Raw genomic sequence first — 25,102 nt, forward strand, 5'->3', positions numbered from 1 at the left:
CACGGTAAGGTCGGTTCCGTCGAAGCTGATACCTGTGTTATATTCGTTACTGTCGCTCAAATCTCCATCGGCAGTATTGTGTGCTGCAATGGCTGCGACGTTCGTGGAGATATCGGTAGCATTAGTTGCAATATTGGTATTCTGTGTGGTCTGTTCCGCTTCCAGGTTATCAATATCCGTTGCGTTGGTTGCTATCGCATTATTCTGCGTAGTTTGCTCGGCTTCTAAAGCAACTATATCGGCAGTATTTTGGTCCACATCGGCTCTAAGTGCCGTGTCGTCATACGCCAATCCGCTGATGTCCACGGTTTGGTCGCCACCGCCATCGGTCACGGTAAGGTCCGTTCCGTCGAAACTGATACCTGTGTTATATTCGTTGGAATCGCTCAAATCTCCATCAGCAGTATTATGTGCAGCAATGGCTGCAGCGTTAGTGGAGATATCGGTTGCATTAGTAGCAATGGAATTGTTCTGAGTTGTTTGCTCCGCTTCCAGATTGTCAATATCAGTTGCATTTGTTGCAATGGAATTGTTTTGAGTCGTTTGCTCGGCTTCTAAAGCATCGATGTCCGCAGTATTTTGGTCCACATCGGTTCTTAATGCCGTGTCGTCGTAAGCTAGTCCACTGATGTCCACGGTTTGGTCACCACCAAGGTCGGTCACGGTAAGGTCCGTTCCGTCGAAACTGATACCTGTGTTATATTCGTTGGAATCGCTCAAATCTCCATCAGCACTGTTATGTGCAGCAATGGCTGCAGCGTTAGTGGAGATATCGGTTGCATTCGTAGCAATGGAATTGTTCTGAGTAGTCTGTTCTGCTTCCAGATTGTCAATATCTGTTGCGTTAGTTGCTATCGAATTATTCTGTGTGGTTTGCTCTATTTCCAAAGCATCGATTTCCGCAGTATTTTGGTCCACATCCGCTCTTAATGCCGTGTCGTCATATGCCAATCCGCTGATGTCCGTACTTACATCGCCACCGGCATCCGATACCGTTAAATTTGTTCCGTCAAAATTGATGGCTGTATTGAAGTCATCGGTTGCATCAATATCTAAATTAGCAGGTAGGTCGCTTAAATCATTAAAGCTTCCGGAGAAATCATCAGCAGCATTTTGATCAAATGCCGATAAATCTACTACAGTTGCATTGGGGTCGTTAGATAAAGTAAGTACGCCCGATGTATAATCCAAGGTCTGTATTTCATTTTGGGCATCTGCATCTGCATCGTCCACATTGATGTTAAGGGTATTACCATTATCAATACTAATATTACCTGGGGTATTATCGGTTAGTAAATTTTGGTTGTCGGTTACAGCTATTGAAATAACGGTTTCTATTCCGTTTTCATTGGTGTACGTGTATGTACCGTCGCCATTATCAATAAGTGTAGATATGGTTTGTGCCGCTCCGTTAAAAGTGATCGTATTACCGTTGCCATCATCTAGGGTTATGGTGCCGTCACCATTATCTGTAAAAGAAAAATCGTTGGTATTAATGCCGTCACAAAGGTTTGTCCATACTGTTCCGTTGAAGTAATGAACACATTGGGTATCGGTATTGTACACTACTGCACCGTTCAAAGGGGTAATAGCCTGCATTTGTGCGGTGGAAAGTCTGGTAAGCACAAAAGCTTTGTCCGTACTCTCTAATTCTACAATAGAAGCTGAATGAATAGTGTTAGGGTTCTGACCTATTTTTACTTGTGCCGTAGCACAGAAAGAAATAAATGAGAAGAATAATAGAAATTTAATTTTTGAAGACATTTACAATGTGGGGAATATGTTAACATCTGTAAAAATAAAGGGGGTTTTGTAAGAAAAATAGAATATGTTGTGTACTTAGGCAAATATGTTGGGAATGTAGGCAAGTGTTTCGGTTTAACCTAGAAATCTGCGCTTTATCTAATGGTTGTGGGGTGTAACAGTTATTTTAAAATGACAAAAAGCAGGAAAAATCGCATTAAAATAGAGATTGTTTCCTGTTCTTTTACCATATATTTTATCGTGTTAAATACAAGAAGCCTTGGTAATTTAAATCCTCATCTGGAATGTGGATAGTGTAAAAATATACACCGGTAGGTAAACCCTCTTCCGCACCAAAAGGTACATTGTCCAAATTGGAAAAACCTACAAAATCATTGGTGTAATTCGTTTTTTCAAATACTTTGAGTCCGTAACGATCATAAATTTGAACAAAGTTACTGTTGAATTCCTCCAACTCCTCAATATAGAAGGTGTCGTTAACCCCATCGCCGTTTACCGATACAAAGAAGTTATCAATAAAAAGGACATCTTTTGCAAGAGGTTCATACGGTTCTTTTGATGTGCCAAATGTAATAATCTCGAATTCATCTGGCAGTATAGATCTTGTGGTTATGAAGCCTTCGGTAATTGTGCCAACAGGGGCACTTCTAGATAAATTTACCCATTGCTGTTGTGCCTTGCTCCATCCCACAGGTATGATCAAAGAAACATCATTTGTAAGTCTAGATAGATTACTACGTAGGTTCCAGCTTAAAGAAACCGTTGAGGGTACCGTGCCTTCTAATTGCCAAAATTCGGCTGTACTAACCAATTCGACATCAAAAGCATTGGTAGCGGTATTGTAGGTGTTTGCCAAGGAAACAGGATTGTTGGCATCTTCATAGAAGTAAGCACTTTTAGCGAAAAGGTTAACACTTTCAGATATTAGAATTAGAGGCCTTAAATACTCGTTGTCCCCGATAGGAAAGCCAAATTCTTGCTGATTGGTGATAGCCGCATAGCCTTCAATTTTGCTAAAGTCATTTTCACCGTTGTAAAAAGAATTATCTACAAAATTATAGAAAATATTAGGTTGTGATAGGTTAGTAAGAATGTTACCAAAAATAAAATTGGTATTACTAATATTGTTCACACCTAAATCTAACTGCATATCATTTTCCAATGCGAGCTCCATATCATAGAATTGTGGTGTTACCGTTCCAGAAACGGTAATGCGTTCTGAACCATAAAAACCAGCCAGCCCAAGGTTGTTGTCCATCGGGGATTCATTGATGAAGTCAGTATGAAAACCTATACTGCCACCGTTATGAATGCGCAAATTGCCATTATTATATAGGGCAGATTGTGCAGAAACAATTGCCGAGCATAAAAAGAAAAATAAGAAGGCTATGTTTTTCATTAGTTGTTCTGCTTTTCTAATAACATGGTTTTGATCTCTTCCATTTGGGTTTTTAAAGCCTCTAATTCTGAACTCATGTTAGTATTGGCTTTTTGGAGCTCTTTAATTTTCTTTTCTTGTTCAATAGTGTGAAGGAATAATTCTTCTATTTTTTCAAGGTTGACTCTAGAGGATTCGCTCACATTCCAAAACCCTTGTTCTTTCACTGCTTGTGCAGATTGAATGCCGGGTAGGTGATTGTTCTCTTTTACAAAAGCTTCAATTTCAGCTAATGTATTGAACTCGTAACTAGGGTTTAAAATGGAATTGCCCAAGAAGTATTTTTGAAAAACGTAGTCGGGTGTACTCTGTGTAATTAAACCAGAGGCAGTTATTGCTCCTTCTGCTCTTATATCGCCATCAACGTGAAGTCTTGCTGCAATAGTAGTTCCATTTACCTCGAAGGTAGGACCTATTCCAACATTTTGTGAATTGTCGATTCTTATTGCTTCTGTACCATCAGTTGAAAAGCCTAGTCGGTCTGCAGCTATACGATACATTCCTATGTTGGTATCATTATTAAATCTATAGGCAGGTTCATTTGCTGTTCCGTTTGAGTTTAATGCTCCTTCAGATCTTATAGCACCTGCAACATGTAGTTTATTTGAAGGGGTGATTGTTCCAATACCAATTGATCCTAACCCTGTAAAATATAAATTATTGCCAGCTAGTCCTATAGTTCTGTCGGCATCTAAATCCAAATTTGCGTTGGTAATATTTTGACCTGTTGTTGGTGTAATCCAAGAATAGGTACCTGCAGCGTCGGTTGAAAGAATGTCGCCTGCAGTGGCTGCTGAGTCGTCAGGTAATTCTATTTCATTTTGGTCATCGGTATCACCGTCATCTGCAATATGGTCGTTGATCAAAGTTGTATTGGCTAATATTTCGGTTGATTCCTCAAGGTCCGAAAGATCTACGGTCAAAGGTGCAACACCATCATTTTCAATTGATAGGCTTAAAAGGTTGCCAGCCCCAAAAAGGAACTCATCAACCGTTTGTTCATCCGTATCGGTCAAAGACGGGGTTATCCAAGAATAGGTGCCCGCAGCATCGGTCGAAAGAATGTCTCCTGCAGTGGCTGCTGAGTCATCAGGTAATTCTATTTCATTTTGGTCGTCAGTATCACCGTCATCTGCAATATGATCGTTGATCAAAGTTGTATTGGCTAATATTTCGGTTGATTCCTCAAGATCGGAAAGATCTATGGTCAAAGGTGCAACACCATCGTTTTCAAGTGAAAGACTTAATACGTTTCCTGTTCCAAAGAGAAACTCATCCACGGTCTGCTCGTCGGTATTTGTAAATAACGGTGTGATCCAAGAATAGGTGCCTGCAGCGTCGGTTGAAAGAATGTCGCCTGCAGTGGCTGCTGAGTCATCAGGTAATTCTATTTCATTTTGGTCATCAGTATCACCGTCATCTGCAATATGATCGTTGATCAAAGTTGTATTGGCTAATATTTCGGTTGATTCCTCAAGGTCGGAAAGATCTACGGTCAAAGGTATTTCCCCGTCATTTTCAAGTGAAAGACTTAATACGTTTCCGGTTCCAAGGAGAAATTCATCAACGGTCTGCTCGTCAGTATCAACAAATCCGGCACCAGCCAATTCATCAATAGCTGCTTGAGTGTTTGCGGCAGTTAATCCGGAAGTTGTGTTGTCATAATCTACCTGACTTGCATCTTGATCATCGCTATCAACAAATCCGGCAGCGGCCAGTTTATCAATAGCTGCTTGTGTGTTAGTAGCTGTTAATCCTGAGGCTGCATTGTCATAGGGTACTTCACTTGCATTTTGATCGTCTAGAAAAGGTGTTAAATCAATTGGTGTGCCGTCGTTTGTCAAGGAAAGTTGATTTCCAGCTTCTAATGTTAATTGTTGATTGTCCGGCGCTGTTTTAAGGTATCCGAAAGCAGCAATCTCAGCATCTGTCAATTGGGTGTCTGTGTCAATAGATGTAAGTGGGACTGATAATGTACCAGCAATATCTGTAATAATTAGCTCGCCTCCAACAACATCAAAAGCAGTGTTTTGTTCATTAACAGGGTCACTACCCCCAGAGGTTACAACATCTGCAATTTCAGTGTCAACATAAGCTTTTGTAGCTGCGTCATTGATATCTACTGGTGCTCCAATGTTTTCAATTCGTATACCTCCAGCATCATTTCCATCTGAAAGTACTTCTTCTATATTCTGTAGTTCATTGCTTGCATTAGCATCTGCATCATCTACGTTTAAAGTAATTTCATTTCCATTTAAAATAGTAATATTACCAGCAGTTCCATTTGTAGCGATTGTTTGCTCATCGGTGCCGGTATTGGTATAAGTGCTTAGGTCAATGGGTGTACCACCATCTTGTAAGGTTAAAATATTATTTTCCAAAGTTAACTGCTGATCATCTGAGCCTACCAAAGCTTCTAAACTAATGGTGGAAACACCTGGTGTAGTAGATCTAGAAATGGTTAGAGTATTATCTAATTGATCAAAGGTCAGGTCAAAAAGATCGTTGGCATCTTCCCATTGTACAATGCCATTTTCATCGGTAGTCAACACCTGATCGGCTATAGTGTTGGCCATATCTTCCGGGGCAATGCTACCATCCCTAATTTCTACGGAACCTACCGCATTTTGTCTAAGCTCGCTGGATCCTACGGATTCTGCAGCCAGTTTGTCCTGTGTTATAGAATTGTCCTGTATATCATCTGGACCAATGCCTCCATCAATAATATTATCGCCCAAAATGCTGTTTTTGGCAACTTCTAAGTTATACCCAGCCGCAGATTCCGTAATTTCTATAGTACTTCTGCCGTTGATGATGGGATCGTTGGTTATGGTAAAGTTCACGGCATCACAAAGGTTTACCCACTGGGTGCCATCATAGTAATTAACACATTCCGTATCGGTATTGTAGACCAAACCACCACGTTGTGGGGTAATGGCTTCCATTTCTAACGTGTTAACGCGGGTAATGACCAAAACCTTAGAAGAACTTTCTAACTCTAGAACAGACGAAGCATCTATATTTTGGGGGTTGTCTCCTATTTTAATTTGTCCGAATACGGGGGGCAATGCCAAAAAAATAAAGAAAATAAAGAAAATTATTGCTTTCATACTTAGTGTCTTATGACGAGAAAATAACGATAAACAAAAATAGAATTATCTTGGTAATACCTTTTATTTATAAGTTGAAATAATGTGCTATTGGGTTAAAGTACATGTATGGTCGTTGTACGGTATGGTTTTACATGAAGATAAGGACCTATTGCTTTTTTGGAAGATAAGAAATTAACAAAAGTTTATTGACTGGATTTTTTTTATAATAGTTACAAATCTTTTCTTTATCTTTTAAATACCCTATGGGTAGGGTATCATCCCTTTTAATACACACTAAATGACCAGAAAATTACTTTTTTTATTTGTATTGTTTATCACAGTATCGGGCTTTGCACAAGATGATGCTAGAGTACCTTTAAGAGGTTCGGTAATCTACATGAACATTGGGGTGCCCAATGAAAATGTGATCAACTCAACTTCTGAGCATGCAACCATTACCAATGACCAAGGGCAGTTTAAGATCAATGTAAAAGTGGGTGATAAATTAGTTTTTACGGCAGTAAACTACAATATAAAAGTAGTGACCGTAACCGAGGAAATTTTGGCGAACAACCGTTTGGTGGTAGAGGTGAACGAAAAAGTGACGGAGTTAGACGAAGTGGTCATTACCCCAGAACAGCAAGAACGTTTCTTGAAAATGAGAAACGAAGAATTTAAACAGCACGAGTACGAAATAGATCGAGGGACAGCCGTGGAAAATATTGCCATGTCCGATGTGGATAGAGGTATGCAAGACGGTCTTAATTTTGCCAATATCTTCAGGGCTATTTTTAAATCTCAGGACCAAGCTGCCGAAGAGACTCCATCGTTAAAGGTAAGTGAGGTACTAAGACAGGTATATGACGATTCTTTCTTTGTTGTAGACCTACAGATACCACAAGATAAGATCAATGAGTTTTTGTATTACTGTGATGCTAGAATGCCTGCAAAGTCATTACTTAAAAAGGAAAATGAATTTCAATTGATCGATGCATTGGTGAATCATAGTAAATCGTTTCTTAAAGATTTAAATGAGGAGTAGACTCCTATTCTTTTTTTTGCTTGCTAGCATTTCGGTTTTCTCCCAATTGGGCGAGACAAAGAAATTAGAGGGCAGGGTATATAGTGATGACGGTGACGTTGCCGCTACTCATGTACTTAACTTAACATCGCAACGGGCCACCATCACCGATGAAAACGGATTTTTTACGGTTGCCGTGCAATTGTTGGATACCCTAGAATTTTCGGCCATACAATACAAAAAGAAAATTGTGGTAGTAAATACCGCAATTTTAGAAAGCAAGTTTATCTCTGTAGGTTTAGAAGAGGCGCTTACGGAATTAGATGAGGTTACCGTAACGCCCTATAACCTTAGTGGTAACCTTTTAAAGGATCTGCCTACTTTAGAATTGGATCCCATAGTTACCGCATCTACTTTAGGTTTACCAAATGCTTATGTGAAAATACCTACCAAGGCCGAAAGGGAACTTTCCGCGGCTACAGCAAACCCCATAATGAGTTTTGATCCATTGATCAATGCCATTACCGGGCGTACCAAAATGTTGAAGAAGCGGGTAGAGCGCAATAAACTGTATGATAGAACAGAGCGTGTGCGTAAGTTTTATGAAGATAGTGTATACCAAGAACAGTTGTTGATCCCTATTGATAGAATAGATGATTTTCTATATTATTGCGAGGTTGATCCCCGTTTTCAGCAAATTGTAGATACCCATAATGAAATGGAAATTTGGGAATACCTACGACAAAAGAGTATACTGTACAGAAAGAATAATGCTTTGGATTAGGGGTGCTATATTTGGCATGTACTTTGCTCCGTAGCATATGAAACCATACATTATGAAAATTTTTAAACCGGTATTGGTATTATTGATACTCCCCCTTTTTGCATTCGTAGGGGCGCACAAATTTTACATTAGTGTTACCAATGTAGACTATTCTGAAAAAGATGAGGCCATACAGATCATTACCCGTGTTTTTATAGATGATATGAATACGGTACTCAAAGAAAGATATGGTTATACTGCAAACTTGGGTACTGCTAAGGAAACGGAAATGGACAAGGATTTTCTTGAAAAATACTTACGTACAAAATTCTTGGTAGAAGTAAACCAAGAAAAGGCAACCTATGATTTTATAGGTCATAAATATGATTCTGATATGGTCATTTGTTATTTAGAAGTACCTAATATTCCGCTATCCAACTTAAAACAAATTGGTATTACAGATGAAGTCCTTACAGATATTTATGATGATCAACAAAACGTGGTGCACATGAAAGTAAAAGGCACAAAAAAAAGCCATGTTTTGGTGAAATCCCGTCCTAAAGGAATGTTAAATTTGTAACATATATTAAGATATCCCTATAAAAACTTTAATTTTCGGACACTAAAAAACCAAGTAATGAAAAGAGTAAAGTACGCATTTGCGTCTATTTTATTCCTTTTTACGGCCGTAACGTTTGCTCAAAAAACGATGACCAAAGAAAAGGAACCTGGGCACTACAACCAGAGTAAGTTCAAACAATTGTACGAAGAGTTTTCTACACCTAACACCTACCGATCTGCATCTGGTGCACCTGGTCCTGATTACTATCAGCAGCAGGCAGACTATGTGATGGACATTCGTTTAGATGATAAGAATGCTAAATTGTTTGGTGAAGAGACCATTACATATACCAATAATTCCCCGGATGATTTGGAGTATTTATGGGTGCAGTTAGACCAAAATGTACGAGCTAAAGATTCTAAGGCGGCCTTAAAAAATGGTAGCGGTATTTCTTTGGGAGATTCTCCAGAGAAATTTGTAGGTAACTTTATGACCGAACCTTTTGATGGCGGTTTTAATATAGATTACGTTAAGGACGATTCAGGAAAAGCATTGCCTTACACCATTAACTTCACTATGATGCGTGTAGACTTACCTACGCCGTTAAAGAGTGGGGATAAGTATGCTTTTAAGATCAAGTGGAACTATAATATACCAGACCATACGATTAATAGGGCAAGATCAGGTTATGAGTATTTTGCTGAAGACGGTAACAGAGCATATGTAATTGCACAGTTCTTCCCAAGAATGGCCGTTTACAATGATGTAGAAGGATGGCAGAACCACCAGTTTTGGGGTAATGGCGAATTTGCTCTTCCTTTTGGGGATTATGAAGTGAACATTACCGTACCTGCAGATCATATCTTAGATGGTACAGGTGTACTTCAAAATAGAAAAGAAGTATATAGCAAAGAAATGATGGCGCGTTATGAAAAAGCTAAAAAATCATATGACAAACCTGTAATCATTGTAAGTCAAGAAGAAGCAGAAGCTGCAGAAAAAGGTTTTTCAGATAAAACAAAGACATGGAAGTTAAAAGCGGAGAATGTTCGTGATTTTGGTTTTGCAACCTCAAGAAAGTTCATTTGGGACATGCAAGCGGTAAAATTGGGTAACAGAGACGTAATGGCGGTATCTATGTACCCTAAAGAAGGTAACCCGTTATGGGAAGAGTATTCTACAAAAGCTGTAGCGCATACTTTGAAATCTTACTCTTCGCATACATTTGACTACCCTTACCCTAAAGCAATTTCGGTACATGCCAAAAGGCAAGGTATGGAGTACCCAATGATCTGTTGGAACTACGGTAGACCAAATAAAGATGGTAGCTATTCTGATAGAACCAAGTACGGAATGATCAGTGTAATCATTCACGAGGTAGGACATAACTTTTTCCCAATGATCGTAAATTCGGATGAGCGTCAATGGGGATGGATGGATGAAGGTTTGGATACTTTTATGCAGTACATGGCAGAGCAAGAGTTTGGGGAAGCATATCCAGAAGCTATTGCGCCTAATGCAAAATACCCATCAAGAAGAGGGGATCCAGCTAAGATCGTACCTTACATGAGCGGTGATCAAAGTACTATTGCTCCAATTATGTCTAACCCTGAAAACGTTTTTCAATTAGGGCCAAACGCCTATGGAAAACCTGCAACAGCGTTGAATATTTTGAGAGAGACCGTAATGGGTCGCGAATTGTTCGATCATGCGTTTAAAACATATTCTCACCGTTGGAAATTTAAGCACCCAACCCCAGAAGATTTCTTTAGAACAATGGAAGATGCATCTGCCGTTGATCTAGATTGGTACTGGAGAGGATGGTTCTATACTACCGACTATGTGGATATGGCCGTAAAGGATATTAAGAAATACTACGTAAGCGATCAGCCGAACAAGAAAATGAAAGCATATTTGGCAGAGCGCGGTATACCAGAGTCTAATTTACCACCAATGGTATATTTGGAGGAGTATGATGATGCCGGTATGGTATCACCGGAACTAAAGAATAATTTACCATCTGAAACTTCTAAAACGTTGAAGGAGTTTATGATGGATAATATGACGGCAGCTGAAAGAGCAGCTATAAAAGAGCCTAAGTATTTTTACGAAGTAACGTACAACAGTCCGGGCGGTTTACCAATGCCTTTAATTGTTGAGTATACATATGCGGACGGATCGGTTAAGAATGTAACCTATCCGCCAGAAATCTGGAGAAAGAACAGCAAAGAGGTAAGTATGGTGATTTCATCTACATCTGAGCTAAAAGGAATTCAGATAGATCCTAAAATGGAAACTGCTGATATTGATACAACTAACAATAGTTGGCCAAAGAAAGAGCAGGAAAGTGATTTCGATAAAATGAAAGAAGGAATCAAAGGAGAATAATTAACAAAACATTTATTGAAAAAAGCCTCGTATAACTACGGGGCTTTTTTAATTTCGATACTAAACTTGTTTATATTTGTAGTATGATTGCTATGTATTCATTATTTATTAGTGGCGCGGAAATTTTCTTCATTATGTTTATCGTAGTGATGGTTTTTGGTGCCGACAAAATTCCTGGTATTGCCAAGGGCTTGGGCAAAGGTATGCGCCAGCTAAAAGATGCTACTGAAGATATTAAACAAGAAATTCAAAAAAGTGCCGACAAACAAGGTATAGATACAAGTTTTGTGACCGATATTAAAAAGGATATTGATGACATGAAACAAGATATTAGTTCCGGTTTAGGTACTGACGTTAAAAAGCAAATAAATGACGTCACTAAAAATATCAATGAAGTAACCGGTACGATCAAGAGAAAATAAGCGCTTATGCTAGATAAGATCTTACAATGGGATCGAGATGCCTTTGTCTATCTTAACAGTCTAGGTATAGAACAGTACGATGCTTTTTGGTCTACCGTTACCAAATTTCCACCTTGGATTCCTCTCTTTGCATTGATCATTACACTTTTCTTTATAAAATTCCCAAAGAAAGAAGCTATAACAATGATTTTGACCATATTGATTATGGCAGCTTTTGTGGCTACGGTCACTGACCTGACAAAGCATGTGGTAGCCCGCTTAAGACCTAATAATGACGAAGAGCTAAATACGTTGATCCGTATATTACGGAGTCCGTCCGGGTTCAGTTTTTTTTCAGGTCATGCCTCATCTTCTTTTTCTATAATTACGTTGACCGTTCTTTTTTTAAGGCGAGAATTTAAATGGGTGTATTTATTTTATATCTGGCCTATGCTATTTGCTATGAGTAGGGTGTATGTTGGGGTACACTTTCCTATAGATTTAATGGTAGGTGCTTTGGTAGGTATATGCTCCGCCTGGTTGTTCTATAAATTATACGGTCTGCTTATTTTACCCTACTTAGGGTCAGTCCGTCACGAATAGGCAGCAATACCGTCTCTAATTGTGGATGTTCACTTAGTTTTTTATTATAATCCAATAATACTTTAGTGGTCACATCTTTTGGGTTCAAAGGCTCAACCACCTTACCAGACCACAATACGTTATCTGAAAGTATCACAGAGCCAGATTTGGTTTTGGGTAGTACAACATCTAAATACTTATCGTATTGCTTTTTCTCCGCATCAATAAAAATAAGGTCAAAGGTGATATCCATTTTAGGGATAATGTCCAAAGCATTGCCTACATGTTGTATGATCTGATTACCAAAATCACTTCGATCAAAAAAAGTACGCTGAATTTGTTCTAGTTCTGCATTGACATCAATAGTATGTAATTGTCCGTTTTTCTGTAATCCTTCCGCAAGACATAAAGCGGAATAACCGGTATACGTGCCAATTTCTAGAATGTTGGCAGGATGTATCAATTTAGAAAGTAAACTTAAAACACGCCCTTGAAAATGTCCCGTTAACATACGGGGCTGTATAACCTTTAAATGCGTTTCTCGGGTAAGTTCTTGTAACAACTTAGGTTCTGGCTGTGAATGGTCCGCTAAGTAATTTTCTAAAAGTGGCGATAAAAAATGCATGCGTTTCTTTTTGCAAAAATAGGGTTTTAAGCCTTATTTTAATGGACTCAAATTAGCATAACCATGAACAATGAAATTACCCTTAGGGAAGCCCTAAAAAATGATGTGCCTGTACTATTGCAATATGAGCAAGAAGTGGTCAAGGCAGAACGCCCAATGGATCCAACTATTAGAAATAATGATGTGCAATACTATGATTTAGATGCATTGATAGAAAACCCAAGAGCTACCCTTATGGTTGCTTGTGACGGAGATAAAATTGTTGCAACGGGTTATGCATTGGAAAAACAGGCAAGACCTTACTTGGATCATGAGACCTATGCTTATTTGGGTTTTATGTATACCGATCCGGAATATAGGGGCAGGGGAATTAACGGTAAAATTGTGGAAGCCTTACAGCATTGGGCTATGAATATTGGGCTTACGGAAATAAGGTTGCATGTATATGAGGAAAATGAACCTGCTATTAAAGCCTATGAAAAAAAAGGGTTTAAAAGACACATGATCGAAATGCGATTAAGAACAGAATCTTAAAATGCTATTATTGCATGGAGCTTATAATATTATAGGCTTATGTTTACCTTTATACAAAATTAGCTATGGAGTTTAAAAATACGTTGCAGTTTGCACAATCATTAGACGCACAAGACGACTTAAGTACATATAGAGATGAATTTATTTTTCCTAAAATTAATGGGAAGGAGGTCATCTATTTTACCGGTAATTCTCTAGGATTACAGCCAAAAAGAACCAAATCGTTTGTAGATGAGGTCATGAAAGATTGGGCGGAACTTGCCGTTGAAGGTCATTTTTATGCAGAAAAACCTTGGTGGGACTATCATGAGCGCCTGGCAGAACCCTTGGCAAAGGTAGTGGGGGCGTTACCAGAAGAAATATCGGTAATGAATACGCTTACGGTGAATCTTCATTTATTGATGGTCTCTTTTTACAACCCCACTCAAAAGAGATTTAAGATTCTTTGTGAAGAAAAAGCATTTCCTAGTGATCAATACATGTTTCAAAGTCAAGTTCGTTTTCATGGGCTAGACCCGGATGAAACAATTGTAGAGATTAAAAAGAGAGAAGGGGAGCATCATTGGAGAACAGAAGATATACTGGCAAAAATTGAAGAGTTGGGAGATGAACTGGCACTTGTTTTAATTGGCGGAGTAAATTATTACAATGGTCAAGTAATGGATATGGAAGCTATTACCAAAGCAGGAAAAGCAGTTGGTGCCAATGTGGGTTGGGATCTAGCACATGCCGTTGGTAATGTAGAATTGAAACTGCATGAATGGGATGCCGATTTTGCATCATGGTGTAGTTATAAATATATGAACAGCGGACCAGGAAATGCTTCTGGAATTTTCGTGAATAAAAAACATCTGAATAAAAAAGATATTCAACGTTTTGAAGGATGGTGGGGAACCAAAAAGGAAACCCGTTTTTTAATGAAGCCAGAGTTTGAACCTATGGAAAATGCCGATGCCTGGCAAATAAGCAATGTACCTGTGCTATCGGTTGCGCCTTATTTGGCTTCATTGACCATGTTTGAAGAAGTTGGTATGCATAAATTGATTGAAAAGAGAAAATTAATTGTTTCCTATCTAGAGTTTATTCTACAAGAAATAGATAAAGAGGTAGATAGCACTTTTGAAATCATAACTCCGGCAGATAGAGGCTGTCAGCTTTCTGTGTTCTTACATGGACAGGGCAAGGCGTTGTTCAATTATTTGATGGAAAATGGGGTGGTGACAGATTGGCGAGAGCCCAATGTAATTCGTTTGGCACCGGCTCCTTTCTATTCTACGTTTGAAGATATGTACCGTTTTGGGCAGATATTAAAAGAAGGAGTACTTGCCAATTAAAATTTTGTAGAATTTAGAATATAGAAAAGAGATAAAAGAAAATAGAAAGGTATTTTTTAAATTTTAACCAACAACCAACAACCAACAACCAACAACCAACAACCAACAACCAACAACCAACAACCAACAACCAACAACCAACAACTGTGCTGAGCGTAGCCGAAGTAACCAATAACTAACAACTGACAACCAAGTGAAGTCATTACGATTAATTTTAGGGAAAGCACGTTATTTTGGTCCGTCATGGGTATTTGCAAGTATCAACATACTATTTGGAACATGGGCCATTTATATACCCACGGTCAAAGAGACTTTGCATATTAGTAAGTCTGAGCTGGGTATAGCTATTTTCTTTTTGGCATTAGGTGTATTCACGGTTTTTCCGTTTGCCTCAGGTATTATCAATAGGGTAGGGGTTGGTAAAAGCACATTTTACGGGGTGTTGGCGAGTTGTGTTGCTGCCATGCTGCCACTACTGGCACCTAGTTATTATATGTTAATGGCAGCTTTGTTTCTTTTTGGGGCTTCTAATGGTATTACGGATATTTCTATGAATACGTTGGTAACGGAAATAGAGAAAAAAGACAAGGTAAAGTTTATGGCAGCATCTCATGGCTTTTTTAGTCTAGGTGGAGTTTTAGCGGGTTTGGGTAGTTTTTTAATTGGTCCGTTGTCAAATCCCGTACTACACATGTTCATTGCCGTGTTACTCGTTTTGGTGGTCAATTTTAAATTTAGGAAACAATATTTTACGGAAGTAGCCGAAGAAATAGAAAATGAACCCTTTAGTTTTGGTTTGCTAAAACCGTTAATGCTATTAGGTCTTATTTCCTTTATGGCAATGGGTAGTGAAGGTGCAATTGTGGACTGGAGCGGATTGTACTTAAAAGAAATTGCATTGGCGCCCGAAACTTTATGGGGATTGGGATTTTTAGGGTTTCAAATCACCATGACCTTAGGAAGGTTTTTAGGGGATGGGATCAGTGATAAAATTGGGTCGGTCAAGATAGTTGCCGTGGGAGCAATTTTAGCAATTGCAGGATACTTTTTAGTATTGACAACAGATACTTATTTAAGTATTATTGGTTTTGCGTTAAACGGACTGGGATTTTCTGTCATGGTACCTGAAGTTTTTAGAATAGGGGGGAATGTAAAAGGAATAGATTCTTCTAAAGGCATTGCCTTTATTGCAGGTTCAGGATATGCCGGCTTTTTGTGTGCCCCACCAATTTTAGGTTTTCTAGCAGAGAATTATAGTTTGACCAGAAGCTTCGTGGTACTTTTGGCTTGTGGATTCCTGATTCTATTATTTACATTTTTATTAAAGAAAAAGAAAGCTTAGATCAGTTTTTGATATTGCTTCTTACTTTAAATTCATTATTGGGATCTTGTACTTTGTCAATAAAATTCAACATTTCTTCTGTTAGCAATAATTGATTTTGAGCATTCCAATAACGCTGATCGTACGGGTATTTTATTTTGAATAGATCTTTAGAGGTGCTTACATTTTTTTTAACGGGAAAGTCGCCCTCATGGTCAGATGTAGTCAATATAAAAGATACATCATAAAAAGAGGTGTAGGAATTTTTATCATCTGTCACCTCTACCTTTACATCATATTTTGCCGTGGCTATGTAATATTTGTTTGTATTTGAAGATTTGGAAAGTGACATTTCTTTTTCAATGGAGACCGTTCTAAATCTAATATTGCCATCCTTTTTATAAGGATTGTCTTTATTGTTAATGGCCATGTAAATTCTTTCAATAGCATGGTCATTATTGTTGATAATATAATGGCCATTTACTTCTTCATTTTCAATTGCTGGTTTGGTCTGAAAACTTAAATTGGTCTTACTGCCATTATTAAAAGTAGCTTCGGTCAAATCAAAAGCATCTCCAGTAGCGTTCATAGGGGTGAAATTCATGAATAATTGGTAAAAGGTTTCAAAAATGAAGTATACTTCATTTTCATCTTTCACTAATCCAACTTTGCGCATATTGGTCAACTCAACCTTAAAGTCTTTCTTATCGGGGTCAATCTCTTTAGTGTATAAAAGTGTTCTTCTTTCCAGTTTACCTTGCAAGTCTTGAATTCTGGTAATTTCACCATTATATCTTAAAACACCTCTCAACAGAAATTTCTCTTTATATGGATAAATAGGGTAATTAGATCTAATAGAATCCCCAACTTTTTGCCATAGGGTTTTTTCATTCGTAACCGTAACTTCATTAAGCTCCAATACACTTTTGTTGAGGAGAATGGTATCCTTTACTTTTTGAAAAGTAGTACTTAATTTATCATAACCAACCCTGTAAATTATAATGGAATCTAATAATGATGAAAATTGAAACCGACCATCTTCATTGGAAATAGTATGATCTTTAGAATTATAGACACCGACAAATTCAAGAGGAACATTGTCGGCACTATCTACTATTACAGCATCTATAGTCTGTTGTGAAAATCCAATAAATGAAAGTAGAAAAAACAGAAAGAATGATGGTTTCATGGATCAGTTGTTAAGATTGAAACGTATCAAACTTTGTACCATATTATTTCACCTCTACCCCGGAAAAATAAAGTGAGAAATCAGTATCCGGTCTTTTGTGCATCATGCTTATGTGTAACCCGTTTAGGTTTTTATAGTCTTCCCAAGTGGTTACCATATTAGGTTCAGACTGGTTTTCCTTTCTGTATACCCATTCTTTGATAATATAATCATCTCCAAAATAATAGTCGTAGGCATCGCCAGGTGTGTAGCCACCTTCATTATTATAAACTGTGGTTAATTTATGCATGGTAGCTTTGCTGATCGGTGCTTCTACATTTTCTGTGTGCTTGTGGGTGAAACTTTTTTGATCCCATACCAATTGATATGGTGCCAATAGCCAGAACTTATCATTTACAAATCCGCCATCGGTGGCCGTCATGGTACTGTCTACAGATTTTCTGTTGTAAGAGATGGTGTCTTGTCTTGTCATCATGGTTACATCGTTAGAACCGGTTTCCCATAACCAGGTACGTTCAAAGTGTTCATCTTCACGATCTACATTAAAAGTAAATTTTATAAGCTCTACATCTTTCCAGTTTTCAAAACCGTTGGCATTGGCTATTTTTTCAAGAACGGTCAATTCCTTATCTTCGGCAACGACAACTTTAGTTTTTTTTTGGTCGGTTTTACATCCTGTAAATACGCTTGAAACAAGAATGGAAAGAAGAATTAATTTTTTCATTTTCTGTAGATTTTCAAGTAAATATATCAATTACAGTATCTTTAACCTACTTTTATTTTTTTGTAAACATAATTATTAGGGTGACTTTTCTTAAGAAGCTTTGTTTTATAATCATTGGAAACCAGTTTGGAAATAAAACGGTTTCTAAAGGCGCACATGAAAAACTTACCGATAATGAGTTGATCGAGAGAATTGTTGCCAATAATGATTCTTTATTATTTGGAGAATTATATGATCGGTACTCTCAATTGGTCTATAATAAGTGTTTAGGATTTTCAAAGTCTAACAAAGAAGCTGAAGATTTAACCCAAGATATTTTTTTAATGTTATTTGTTAAGTTGGGTTCGTTCAAGGGAAATTCAAAATTCTCTACTTGGCTCTACTCTTTCACTTATAATTTTTGTGTCAATTACGTGAACAGAAATAAGGAAAGAAAAATAAATGATAACTCAGTTAAATATGATACTCAAGAAGATATACCTGTTGATGTAACCGATGATTTACTATTGCAAATGCAGGTAGATAAGCTAAAAAAGGCTTTGGAACTAATTGCGCCAGAAGATAAATCTCTATTATTATTGAAATATCAAGATGGAGCATCAATAAAAGAATTGGAAAATATCTTAGATTTAAAACCGAGTGCGATAAAAATGAGGCTCAAAAGGGCAAAAGCGAAAGTAACGGAAATGTATAAAACCCTACCTTAATGCTAGAACAGGACAATAATCCATTTAAAAATTTACAAGGGGATCTTAAAGATGTTCCACCAGAACTACGTAAAAAAGTTATGGATGATGTCGCTGCGGCTAAATTGGTGATGGAATTGACCAATCTATTTACGGGTAATTTTGCCTCTATTATTGAGGGCATGTTAAAAACGAATTCAAAACCTAACCAGAAATAATAGTAGTAGACCAGATATGGAAACAGTAGATAAGTGGAAAGACCTAACATTTGAATCTTTAAGTAATATTTTTAAAGATATAGCGGCAGCGTTACCAGGTATTTTCGGGGCCTTTATAGTAATTGTATTTGGGTGGATCATAATAAAAATTACCACCCTGGTATTAAGAAAGATATTTAAGGTCATTAAATTGAGCAGTATTTCTGAAAAAATAAATGACGCTAAACTTTTTGGTGATGCCGATATTAAGATAGATCTATCTAAAATCATTGTAACCTTTGTAAAAGTGCTGCTTTGGTTGGTGTTTATAATTGTGGCCTCAGATATTATGGGCTTGACCATTATTTCTACTGAAATTGCCAATTTACTACGTTACCTGCCTATTTTGTTGTCTGCCATGGTCATTTTCATGATAGGACTGTTCTTGGCCAAAACGATCAAAGAAACTATTATTAAGGTTTTTGATTCTATTGGTCTAGGTGGTGGAAAAATTCTTGGAAATGTTTTGTTCTACCTCATTATAATTTTTGTGAGTATAACAGCGTTAAACCAAGCAGGTATAGACACACAGATCATAACCAATAACTTTACCATTGTTCTGGGAGCTTTTTTGTTGGCGATCTCTTTGGCCTTAGGTTTAGGATCTAGAGAAATAGTTGGTGATCTTTTAAGAACCTTTTATTCTAGAAAAATTTATGCAGTAGGAGATAAGGTTAAAATAGGCGATTTGCAGGGTACAGTGGTTGGTATAGATAATATAGCAATGGTATTAAAGACAAAAACCGGCAAAGTGGTTATCCCCATTAAGAAGGTAGTGGAAAAAACGGTAGAAGTAGAAGAGAGTACGGCACCAAAAGAGTAATTGTAATATAAGTTGAAAAAGAATTGGACGTTAATTAGGAGAAGGATTGCCTCTTCTGTTTATGATTTAATTCATTAATTTTGTTAGAGATAAATAAACTTAAAATATGAGTTCTAAAAAAGGAAAAATTCAGGAAGCCATAGATGAGAAATTGCTGGAGGAAAGAAAAGTCTTCTTATGGGGTATGGTTGATGACGATTCTGCAAAACATGTAATTGATAGGTTGTTATACTTGGATATGCAGAACAATAAAGAAATTCAACTATATATTAATAGTCCTGGAGGTTATGTAACTTCTGGTTTTGCAATGTATGACACTATAAAGTCATTAAAGAGTCCTGTTTCTACTATTTGTAGCGGTCTGGCAGCCTCTATGGGGTCTATATTATTGTCTGTTGGTAAAAAGGGTAGAAGGTTTATTCAGCCACACGCACAAGTAATGATTCACCAGCCAAGTGGTGGTGCAAGAGGGCAAGCTTCCAATATTGAAATTCAGGCAAGGGAAATTATTAAGACCAAAGAGTTAAGTGCCCAGATTTTGGCGGACAATTGTGGTCAAGACTTTGATAAAGTCTTAAAAGATTTTGATAGAGACTATTGGATGAATGCAGAGGAGTCTATTAAATACGGTATCGTAGACGGTATTTTAGAATAGGTAGCTACTTATTATAAAAGCAAAAGTCCTTTACAAAATTGTAAAGGACTTTTTTTATGGTTGGTCGTTATTTGGTGATAACTTTATATAGTTATTTTGAGGCAACTATGCCTTTTTTAATCTGTAAAATAGGGAATTCTGTTCTTCTATTTAGTTCCAGTTCCTCAGCAGAACAGTCTTGTTTACTTGTACAATGGTTGATAGGTACTCGCTTGCCAAACCCTTTGTATGAAACGATTCTATCTTTAGAAACACCGTTCTCAATTAAATATTCGTAGGTAGATTTTGCCCTTCTTTCAGAAAGATCATCATTGTAGGCATGACTACCAACCGGATCTGTATGTGCCTCTAGTTTAATGATCATATCTGGGTAGGTAATATTCATTACCTTAATTACCTTATTTAGCTCTGCAGCAGCATCGGGTCTAATATCACTTTTGTTGAAATCAAAGTATATTTTATTAAGTCCCGCCAATACTTTAAGGTCTAATACAGGCTCAAGAACAATATCTTGCCTCATAAGCTTTTGTGCCTTTGGGGTAGAAGAGGTGTTAAAGAAAACATTTTTATGTGGGTGGGTTTTTCTCACCGCCTCGATCATGTAAGTAGTTTTTCTGTTCACCGGAAATCTATAGTATCCATTTTCATCTGTTGTAGTTTGCGCCACAAGCGTGTTGGTAATTTGATCAAATAATTTGACCGTAACACTATCCAGCATTTGATTATTGACACCATCAACAACATAACCTTCTACATCTAAGGCAGGGGTAAATTTAAACTTGTAAATATCATCACTACCAACGCCGCCTTCTCTGTTAGAACTTACATAGCCATCTAAACCGTTAGGTAGCCCATAGTATGCAAAATCATCGCTAGAACTGTTTATAGGAGTACCTAAATTAATAATGTCAATAACTTCACCATCTTCATTTGATATGGTAGAAAAGACATCTAATTGGCCAAAACCAACATGACCATCTGAACTAAAGAATAATTTACCCTCTTCGTTTATGAACGGAAACATTTCGTTTCCTTCCGTATTAACAATGGGTCCGGCGTTGATCGGCGTTTGTATACCTCCACGTTCATGAATTTCTGCGTAATAAATATCTGTACCACCGTAACCACCAGGTCTATCAGAAGCAAAATATATTCGGGTTCTAGATTGATTAACAGATGGGTGACCGGTTGAATAGTAGTCGCTGTTCATTCTAAGATTACTATTTTCTACCCATTTGCCATCTACAAATTTGGCGCTATATATTTTTAGGTTGATTTCGTTTGATACACCGTAACCAGCTTTTTTATCATAAAAATTATTTCTGGTAAAATACATGATGGTATCGTTCTTATAATCTGTAGAAAAAGCTACGGAACTTTCATGAAATTTTGTGTTGATATCTCCTTTTAAACGTATAGGTTCAGACATAGGGTTGTCCTCTTGCACAGCAAAAAGATCTAACCAAGGCTCATCGTTCCAGCCATAAGTTTCACCGGTTACCACGTCTCTTCTAGAAGAGGCAAAATAGATATTTCCTAAAAACCGAAACGCGCCAAAATCACTATCTGTAGAATTAAAGGATACAGGTTCAACCTCATATCGTTGTCTACTGTTAAAGACTACCGATGCCAGGTTACCATCTTTTAAGAATCGTTTTACACGCGAATCGTTCTTATTGTACTTTTTGTATTTTTTCAACCAAGTTTCAGATTCATCCAAATCTCCATTGGCATAAAGTGCCATGGCATATTTAAAATAATAATCCGTAGGAAGGGTGGCATTGTTAATTACAGCCTTAAAATGCGGAATAGATTTTTTGTAATCACGGATTAATAGGTAGCATTCAGCTAATTGCTGGTGTGCATATTCCGCATTAAAATCTGTTTCCACCATTCTTTCATATTCAGGTATTGCTAAAGAATAGGAAAATTTACTAAAATAATAATCAGCTTTTTTTTGCGATGCTATTTGCGCAATGGTAAATTGCCCTACTAGAAATAGTAGCGTTAAAAGCACCAAATTTTTATAATTTTTCATCGTATCGATTTTAAATTATTAGAAATATCTGGGGGATTTTACCGGACCTAATACCTTTTTGGCAAGTTCAAATATCAAAATTATTTCATGTGTACCGCCAGTATAAGGTCTTACCGAAGATGTCGGTAGATCATAGGCATAACCAATTCTAAAATCTCTAGAAACTTGGTAATCCATCATTGCACCAAAGTTAGATGCATCGTTCACTCTATATGAGGTACCTACCCAAAATTTCTCATTGAACAAAAAGTTAATGGTAAAATCATAGGTTGCCGGGGCACCATTTGTAAATTTTGTAATTACCGTAGGTTTAAAAATAGTTGTTTCAGACAGATCAAAAACCAGACCACCAATGGCATAATAGCTATTACGTTCTATAGCTTCAAATTCGCCTTCGTTCAAATCTGTATTTAAAATTCTTGGAGATGAAATACCGGCATACCATCTGTTTGAGCCAATATAAAAACCAGCACCAAAATTAGGGTTGATACTGTTGAAGTTGGCATTGAAGAATTGATCGTTGGGATCAGGATTTTCTAGGTTATAACTTGTGAACCCGCCCTTTAGTCCAAAACGCATTTTTACTTGCTGACTTACTGGAACGGTATATGAGAAATCACCATAAAAATAGTTGGTGCTTTCAAAACCTAAACGGTCATTGATGTATGATACGCCAATACCGATCTTTTCATTTTTTAATGGAGAATGAACGGATAGGGTACTGGTACGTGGGTTACCTTCTAATCCTGCCCATTGGTTTCTATGTAATATTGTAGCGTTCAACGTTTCTCTACTACCTGCGTATGCCGGGTTAACAGAAATGGTGTTGTACATGTACTGTGTAAATTGAGGTAACTGCTGTGCATTTACAAATACACTGGTAAATAGTAAAATGGCTAAAAAGAGATTAGCTTTTTTCATGGTTATGTTTGGGTTTAGCTTTTTACGGCTATATGTTAATGAATAAGTAGGTTAATCTTATTTAAACAAATTTAAACGCTGTTCTTATGTATAGAAAAATTAACGGTTGACTCTCCTTATTATTCGTTCTTATACAGCATTTTCGTTTAATTGATGATTTTATCGGTTAAATGAAATGTGTGCTATAATGGGCTTAAAAAGAGCGTTTTATGTTAGTATTCTAATGGGGGAAAGAAAAATAAGCACCTCATCTTTTTTAGGATGAGGTGCTGTAAATAATGTATTTTAATATTAGTTGGTACCTAGGTAAATGTAACCGTTGAACGGTTCTAGAATAGTACCTGTTTCAATATCGGTTGCTGTAATTATATAGTAATAAGTACCTGTTGGTAACATACCAGATTGACCGAATGAACCATTAGGAGACTCACCGCCCCAATCATTTTGGTAGTCTTTGACCTCTGCAACTTTTGTACCCCAACGGTTAAAAATGATGACATCAAAACTAAAGGCACAGTACTCAACACCCGTAATTTCAAAATAATCATTAACTCCGTCGCCATTTGCGGTAACCGCTTTAGAGATGATAATATCACCTCTACCACATGGTACACATTCAGTATCTACAATTACTGTAAAGTCAACATAGTATTTACAAGTACCCTCTGTGGAGCTATAGGCAATTTTATATTCACCTGGCTCATGGTTCATAGGATCAAAAATGTTTTCCTCAAGAACAACATCACCTTCAAGTATCATAAACGTACCGTTACGATCAAAATCTGCAGGTAGGTAATTCAATAGGTCAATTGGCTCTTCTTCTATGCAAATATTAATTGTAATTTCCTGTAATTGAGGTTGTAATACGAAAATTATTTGCTCAAATAAAGCAGTGTTGCCACAAGAATCCGTTACGTTCCAAGTCCTTATGATCATATAATCGTCAGAGTCATCAGCTTGTTGCGTTTCTTCATTGAAAACAACTTCAAAATTACCGCAACCACCTGTAAAGGTCATTTCTGGTGCTTCTGGAATTTCGTCGCCACAGATAATAGTAATTTCTTCTTCATAAGGCTGGCTCATTATAGGACCAGTTGGCTCAATAGTAATTACTTGGGTATGTTCTGTTGAATTACCGGCACAATCGGTAGCGGTCCAAGTTCTAGTTACGGTATAACCAACTGCACAGTTTTCATCATTGGTAATAGTTTCTTCAAAAACCACTTCAATGTTAGGGTCACAAGAATCTGTAGCTGTCAATATAGATGCATCTGGTACCATATTACATTCTACGGTCATATCTGACGGTAGCGCTTCATTGAAAGTTGGGGCTACTGTATCTTCAATAGTAATTACTTGTGTATGTGTACGAACATTACCCACGCAATCAGTAATAGTCCATGTTCTGGTAATGGTATATTCCGTTGCACACTCATCATCTTGACCTTCCACTAATTCATCATAATCCACGGTAATGGCACATGTACTATCAGAAGTTATTACAAATGCATCTGGGATCGTATCACAAGCTTCAATGGTCTCATCAGTTGGCCAGCCTTCATTACCATCATTATCTATGATGGTCACCGTAGCAATATTATCTGATAATATACCAACTATTGGGCTAGATATATTTTCAAGAATGACATTGAAAGTTTCTGGGTCTTCAATAATAATATCGTCAATAATAGGAATTACTATAGCTTGAGTATTATCGTTTGTGCCACCGAATGTCAATGTTTGTGTATTACGAGGTACACCTGTGTAATCGTTGGCATCCACTGCTGAACCATCTACCGTATAGAACTCAACAGTAAATTCATCTTGAACATCAGCATTAAGTACAACATTTAAGGTTACGGTACCGGCACCTTCGTTCACCTCAACCGAAGTAGTATCAAATTGCACTCCGTATAAAGAAGGATCGGCATCGTTATCAATAATATTTACCGTGGCCGTTTCATTGGCAAGAATACCTACGATA

General features: G+C 37.3%; 21 protein-coding genes and 1 pseudogene. 13 read left to right on the plus strand and 9 right to left on the minus strand.

Going from position 1 to position 25,102, the window contains the following annotated elements; all coding sequences use genetic code 11:
- The 3 genes and pseudogenes from B2Z27_RS17425 to B2Z27_RS17435 all read right to left on the minus strand — a co-directional run.
- Positions 1 to 1,764: pseudogene (locus tag B2Z27_RS17425) on the minus strand (beta strand repeat-containing protein); the annotation flags it as partial.
- A gap of 235 nt (positions 1,765 to 1,999) precedes the next feature.
- The gene (locus B2Z27_RS17430) at positions 2,000 to 3,163 is read right to left on the minus strand and encodes a gliding motility-associated C-terminal domain-containing protein (protein ID WP_286814636.1); all 1,164 of its coding nucleotides are present in this window, start codon (positions 3,161 to 3,163) and stop codon (positions 2,000 to 2,002) included.
- Entirely contained in the window at positions 3,163 to 6,312 is a 3,150-nt protein-coding gene (locus tag B2Z27_RS17435; RefSeq protein ID WP_286814637.1) for a beta strand repeat-containing protein, read from the minus strand. Before B2Z27_RS17435 ends, B2Z27_RS17430 begins: the two co-directional genes overlap by 1 nt.
- A 280-nt stretch (positions 6,313 to 6,592) precedes the next feature.
- Between B2Z27_RS17435 and B2Z27_RS17440 the strand changes: the two genes are divergently transcribed.
- From B2Z27_RS17440 to B2Z27_RS17465, 6 genes are all read left to right on the plus strand, one after another.
- Positions 6,593 to 7,336, plus strand: a complete 744-nt coding sequence (locus tag B2Z27_RS17440; RefSeq protein ID WP_286814638.1) for a hypothetical protein — start codon at positions 6,593 to 6,595, stop codon at positions 7,334 to 7,336.
- A complete protein-coding gene (locus B2Z27_RS17445; RefSeq protein ID WP_286814640.1) occupies positions 7,326 to 8,099 on the plus strand; it encodes a hypothetical protein in 774 nt (257 codons plus the stop codon). Before B2Z27_RS17440 ends, B2Z27_RS17445 begins: the two co-directional genes overlap by 11 nt.
- A 52-nt stretch (positions 8,100 to 8,151) precedes the next feature.
- On the plus strand, positions 8,152 to 8,658 hold the full coding sequence (locus B2Z27_RS17450; protein ID WP_286814641.1) for a DUF6702 family protein: 507 nt from the start codon (positions 8,152 to 8,154) through the stop codon (positions 8,656 to 8,658).
- A gap of 57 nt (positions 8,659 to 8,715) precedes the next feature.
- Positions 8,716 to 11,028 (plus strand): M1 family metallopeptidase, encoded by a 2,313-nt coding sequence (locus B2Z27_RS17455; protein ID WP_286814642.1) that lies wholly within the window; start codon positions 8,716 to 8,718, stop codon positions 11,026 to 11,028.
- 92 nt (positions 11,029 to 11,120) lie between these two features.
- Positions 11,121 to 11,450 carry a twin-arginine translocase TatA/TatE family subunit gene (locus B2Z27_RS17460; protein WP_244275721.1) on the plus strand — a complete coding sequence of 110 codons (330 nt, stop codon included), beginning with the start codon at positions 11,121 to 11,123 and terminating at the stop codon, positions 11,448 to 11,450.
- Positions 11,451 to 11,456: 6 nt separating this feature from the next.
- Entirely contained in the window at positions 11,457 to 12,032 is a 576-nt protein-coding gene (locus B2Z27_RS17465) for a phosphatase PAP2 family protein (protein WP_286814643.1), read from the plus strand.
- Here B2Z27_RS17465 and B2Z27_RS17470 read toward each other — a convergent pair.
- Complete coding sequence (locus tag B2Z27_RS17470; RefSeq protein WP_286814644.1) at positions 11,995 to 12,636, minus strand: O-methyltransferase; 642 nt, start codon at positions 12,634 to 12,636, stop codon at positions 11,995 to 11,997. The genes B2Z27_RS17465 and B2Z27_RS17470 overlap by 38 nt on opposite strands.
- 63 nt (positions 12,637 to 12,699) lie before the next feature.
- Here B2Z27_RS17470 and B2Z27_RS17475 point away from each other — a divergent pair, with 63 nt between their 5' ends.
- The 3 genes from B2Z27_RS17475 to B2Z27_RS17485 all read left to right on the plus strand — a co-directional run bounded on the left by B2Z27_RS17475 (position 12,700) and on the right by B2Z27_RS17485 (position 15,846).
- Entirely contained in the window at positions 12,700 to 13,170 is a 471-nt protein-coding gene (locus B2Z27_RS17475) for a GNAT family N-acetyltransferase (protein ID WP_058105928.1), read from the plus strand.
- Positions 13,171 to 13,235: 65 nt separating this feature from the next.
- Positions 13,236 to 14,504, plus strand: a complete 1,269-nt coding sequence (gene kynU, locus B2Z27_RS17480; RefSeq protein ID WP_286814645.1) for a kynureninase — start codon at positions 13,236 to 13,238, stop codon at positions 14,502 to 14,504.
- A 193-nt stretch (positions 14,505 to 14,697) separates the two neighbouring features.
- Positions 14,698 to 15,846 carry an MFS transporter gene (locus B2Z27_RS17485; protein ID WP_286814647.1) on the plus strand — a complete coding sequence of 383 codons (1,149 nt, stop codon included), beginning with the start codon at positions 14,698 to 14,700 and terminating at the stop codon, positions 15,844 to 15,846.
- A 1-nt stretch (position 15,847) separates the two neighbouring features.
- On the opposite strand, the gene B2Z27_RS17490 is transcribed toward B2Z27_RS17485, so the two are convergent.
- Together B2Z27_RS17490 and B2Z27_RS17495 are read right to left on the minus strand one after the other, a co-directional pair.
- A complete protein-coding gene (locus B2Z27_RS17490; RefSeq protein ID WP_286814648.1) occupies positions 15,848 to 17,014 on the minus strand; it encodes a hypothetical protein in 1,167 nt (388 codons plus the stop codon).
- 43 nt (positions 17,015 to 17,057) lie between these two features.
- Positions 17,058 to 17,738 (minus strand): hypothetical protein, encoded by a 681-nt coding sequence (locus B2Z27_RS17495; protein WP_099192363.1) that lies wholly within the window; start codon positions 17,736 to 17,738, stop codon positions 17,058 to 17,060.
- A gap of 80 nt (positions 17,739 to 17,818) precedes the next feature.
- On the opposite strand from B2Z27_RS17495, the gene B2Z27_RS17500 reads away from it, so the two are divergent.
- The 4 genes from B2Z27_RS17500 (at position 17,819) to B2Z27_RS17515 (ending at position 20,159) form a co-directional block, all read left to right on the plus strand.
- On the plus strand, positions 17,819 to 18,445 hold the full coding sequence (locus B2Z27_RS17500) for an RNA polymerase sigma factor (protein ID WP_286814649.1): 627 nt from the start codon (positions 17,819 to 17,821) through the stop codon (positions 18,443 to 18,445).
- On the plus strand, positions 18,445 to 18,642 hold the full coding sequence (locus tag B2Z27_RS17505) for a hypothetical protein (RefSeq protein ID WP_058105933.1): 198 nt from the start codon (positions 18,445 to 18,447) through the stop codon (positions 18,640 to 18,642). The genes B2Z27_RS17500 and B2Z27_RS17505 overlap by 1 nt, the downstream gene beginning before the upstream one ends.
- Positions 18,643 to 18,658: 16 nt before the next feature.
- The gene (locus tag B2Z27_RS17510) at positions 18,659 to 19,504 is read left to right on the plus strand and encodes a mechanosensitive ion channel family protein (RefSeq protein ID WP_071340100.1); all 846 of its coding nucleotides are present in this window, start codon (positions 18,659 to 18,661) and stop codon (positions 19,502 to 19,504) included.
- Positions 19,505 to 19,610: 106 nt separating this feature from the next.
- On the plus strand, positions 19,611 to 20,159 hold the full coding sequence (locus tag B2Z27_RS17515) for a ClpP family protease (RefSeq protein WP_058105935.1): 549 nt from the start codon (positions 19,611 to 19,613) through the stop codon (positions 20,157 to 20,159).
- A 91-nt stretch (positions 20,160 to 20,250) separates the two neighbouring features.
- Here B2Z27_RS17515 and B2Z27_RS17520 read toward each other — a convergent pair whose 3' ends face one another.
- From B2Z27_RS17520 to B2Z27_RS17530, 3 genes are all read right to left on the minus strand, one after another.
- Positions 20,251 to 22,197: an OmpA family protein gene (locus tag B2Z27_RS17520; protein ID WP_074669796.1), complete on the minus strand. Its 1,947-nt coding sequence runs from the start codon at positions 22,195 to 22,197 to the stop codon at positions 20,251 to 20,253.
- A gap of 18 nt (positions 22,198 to 22,215) precedes the next feature.
- Complete coding sequence (locus tag B2Z27_RS17525) at positions 22,216 to 23,118, minus strand: PorP/SprF family type IX secretion system membrane protein (RefSeq protein ID WP_286814651.1); 903 nt, start codon at positions 23,116 to 23,118, stop codon at positions 22,216 to 22,218.
- Positions 23,119 to 23,409: 291 nt separating this feature from the next.
- A partial coding sequence (locus B2Z27_RS17530; RefSeq protein ID WP_286814653.1) for a gliding motility-associated C-terminal domain-containing protein occupies positions 23,410 to 25,102 on the minus strand: 1,693 nt, incomplete at its 5' end.

This window comes from Maribacter sp. UBA3344 (assembly GCF_002362375.1).
GTDB classification, from domain to species: Bacteria; Bacteroidota; Bacteroidia; order Flavobacteriales; family Flavobacteriaceae; genus Maribacter; species Maribacter dokdonensis.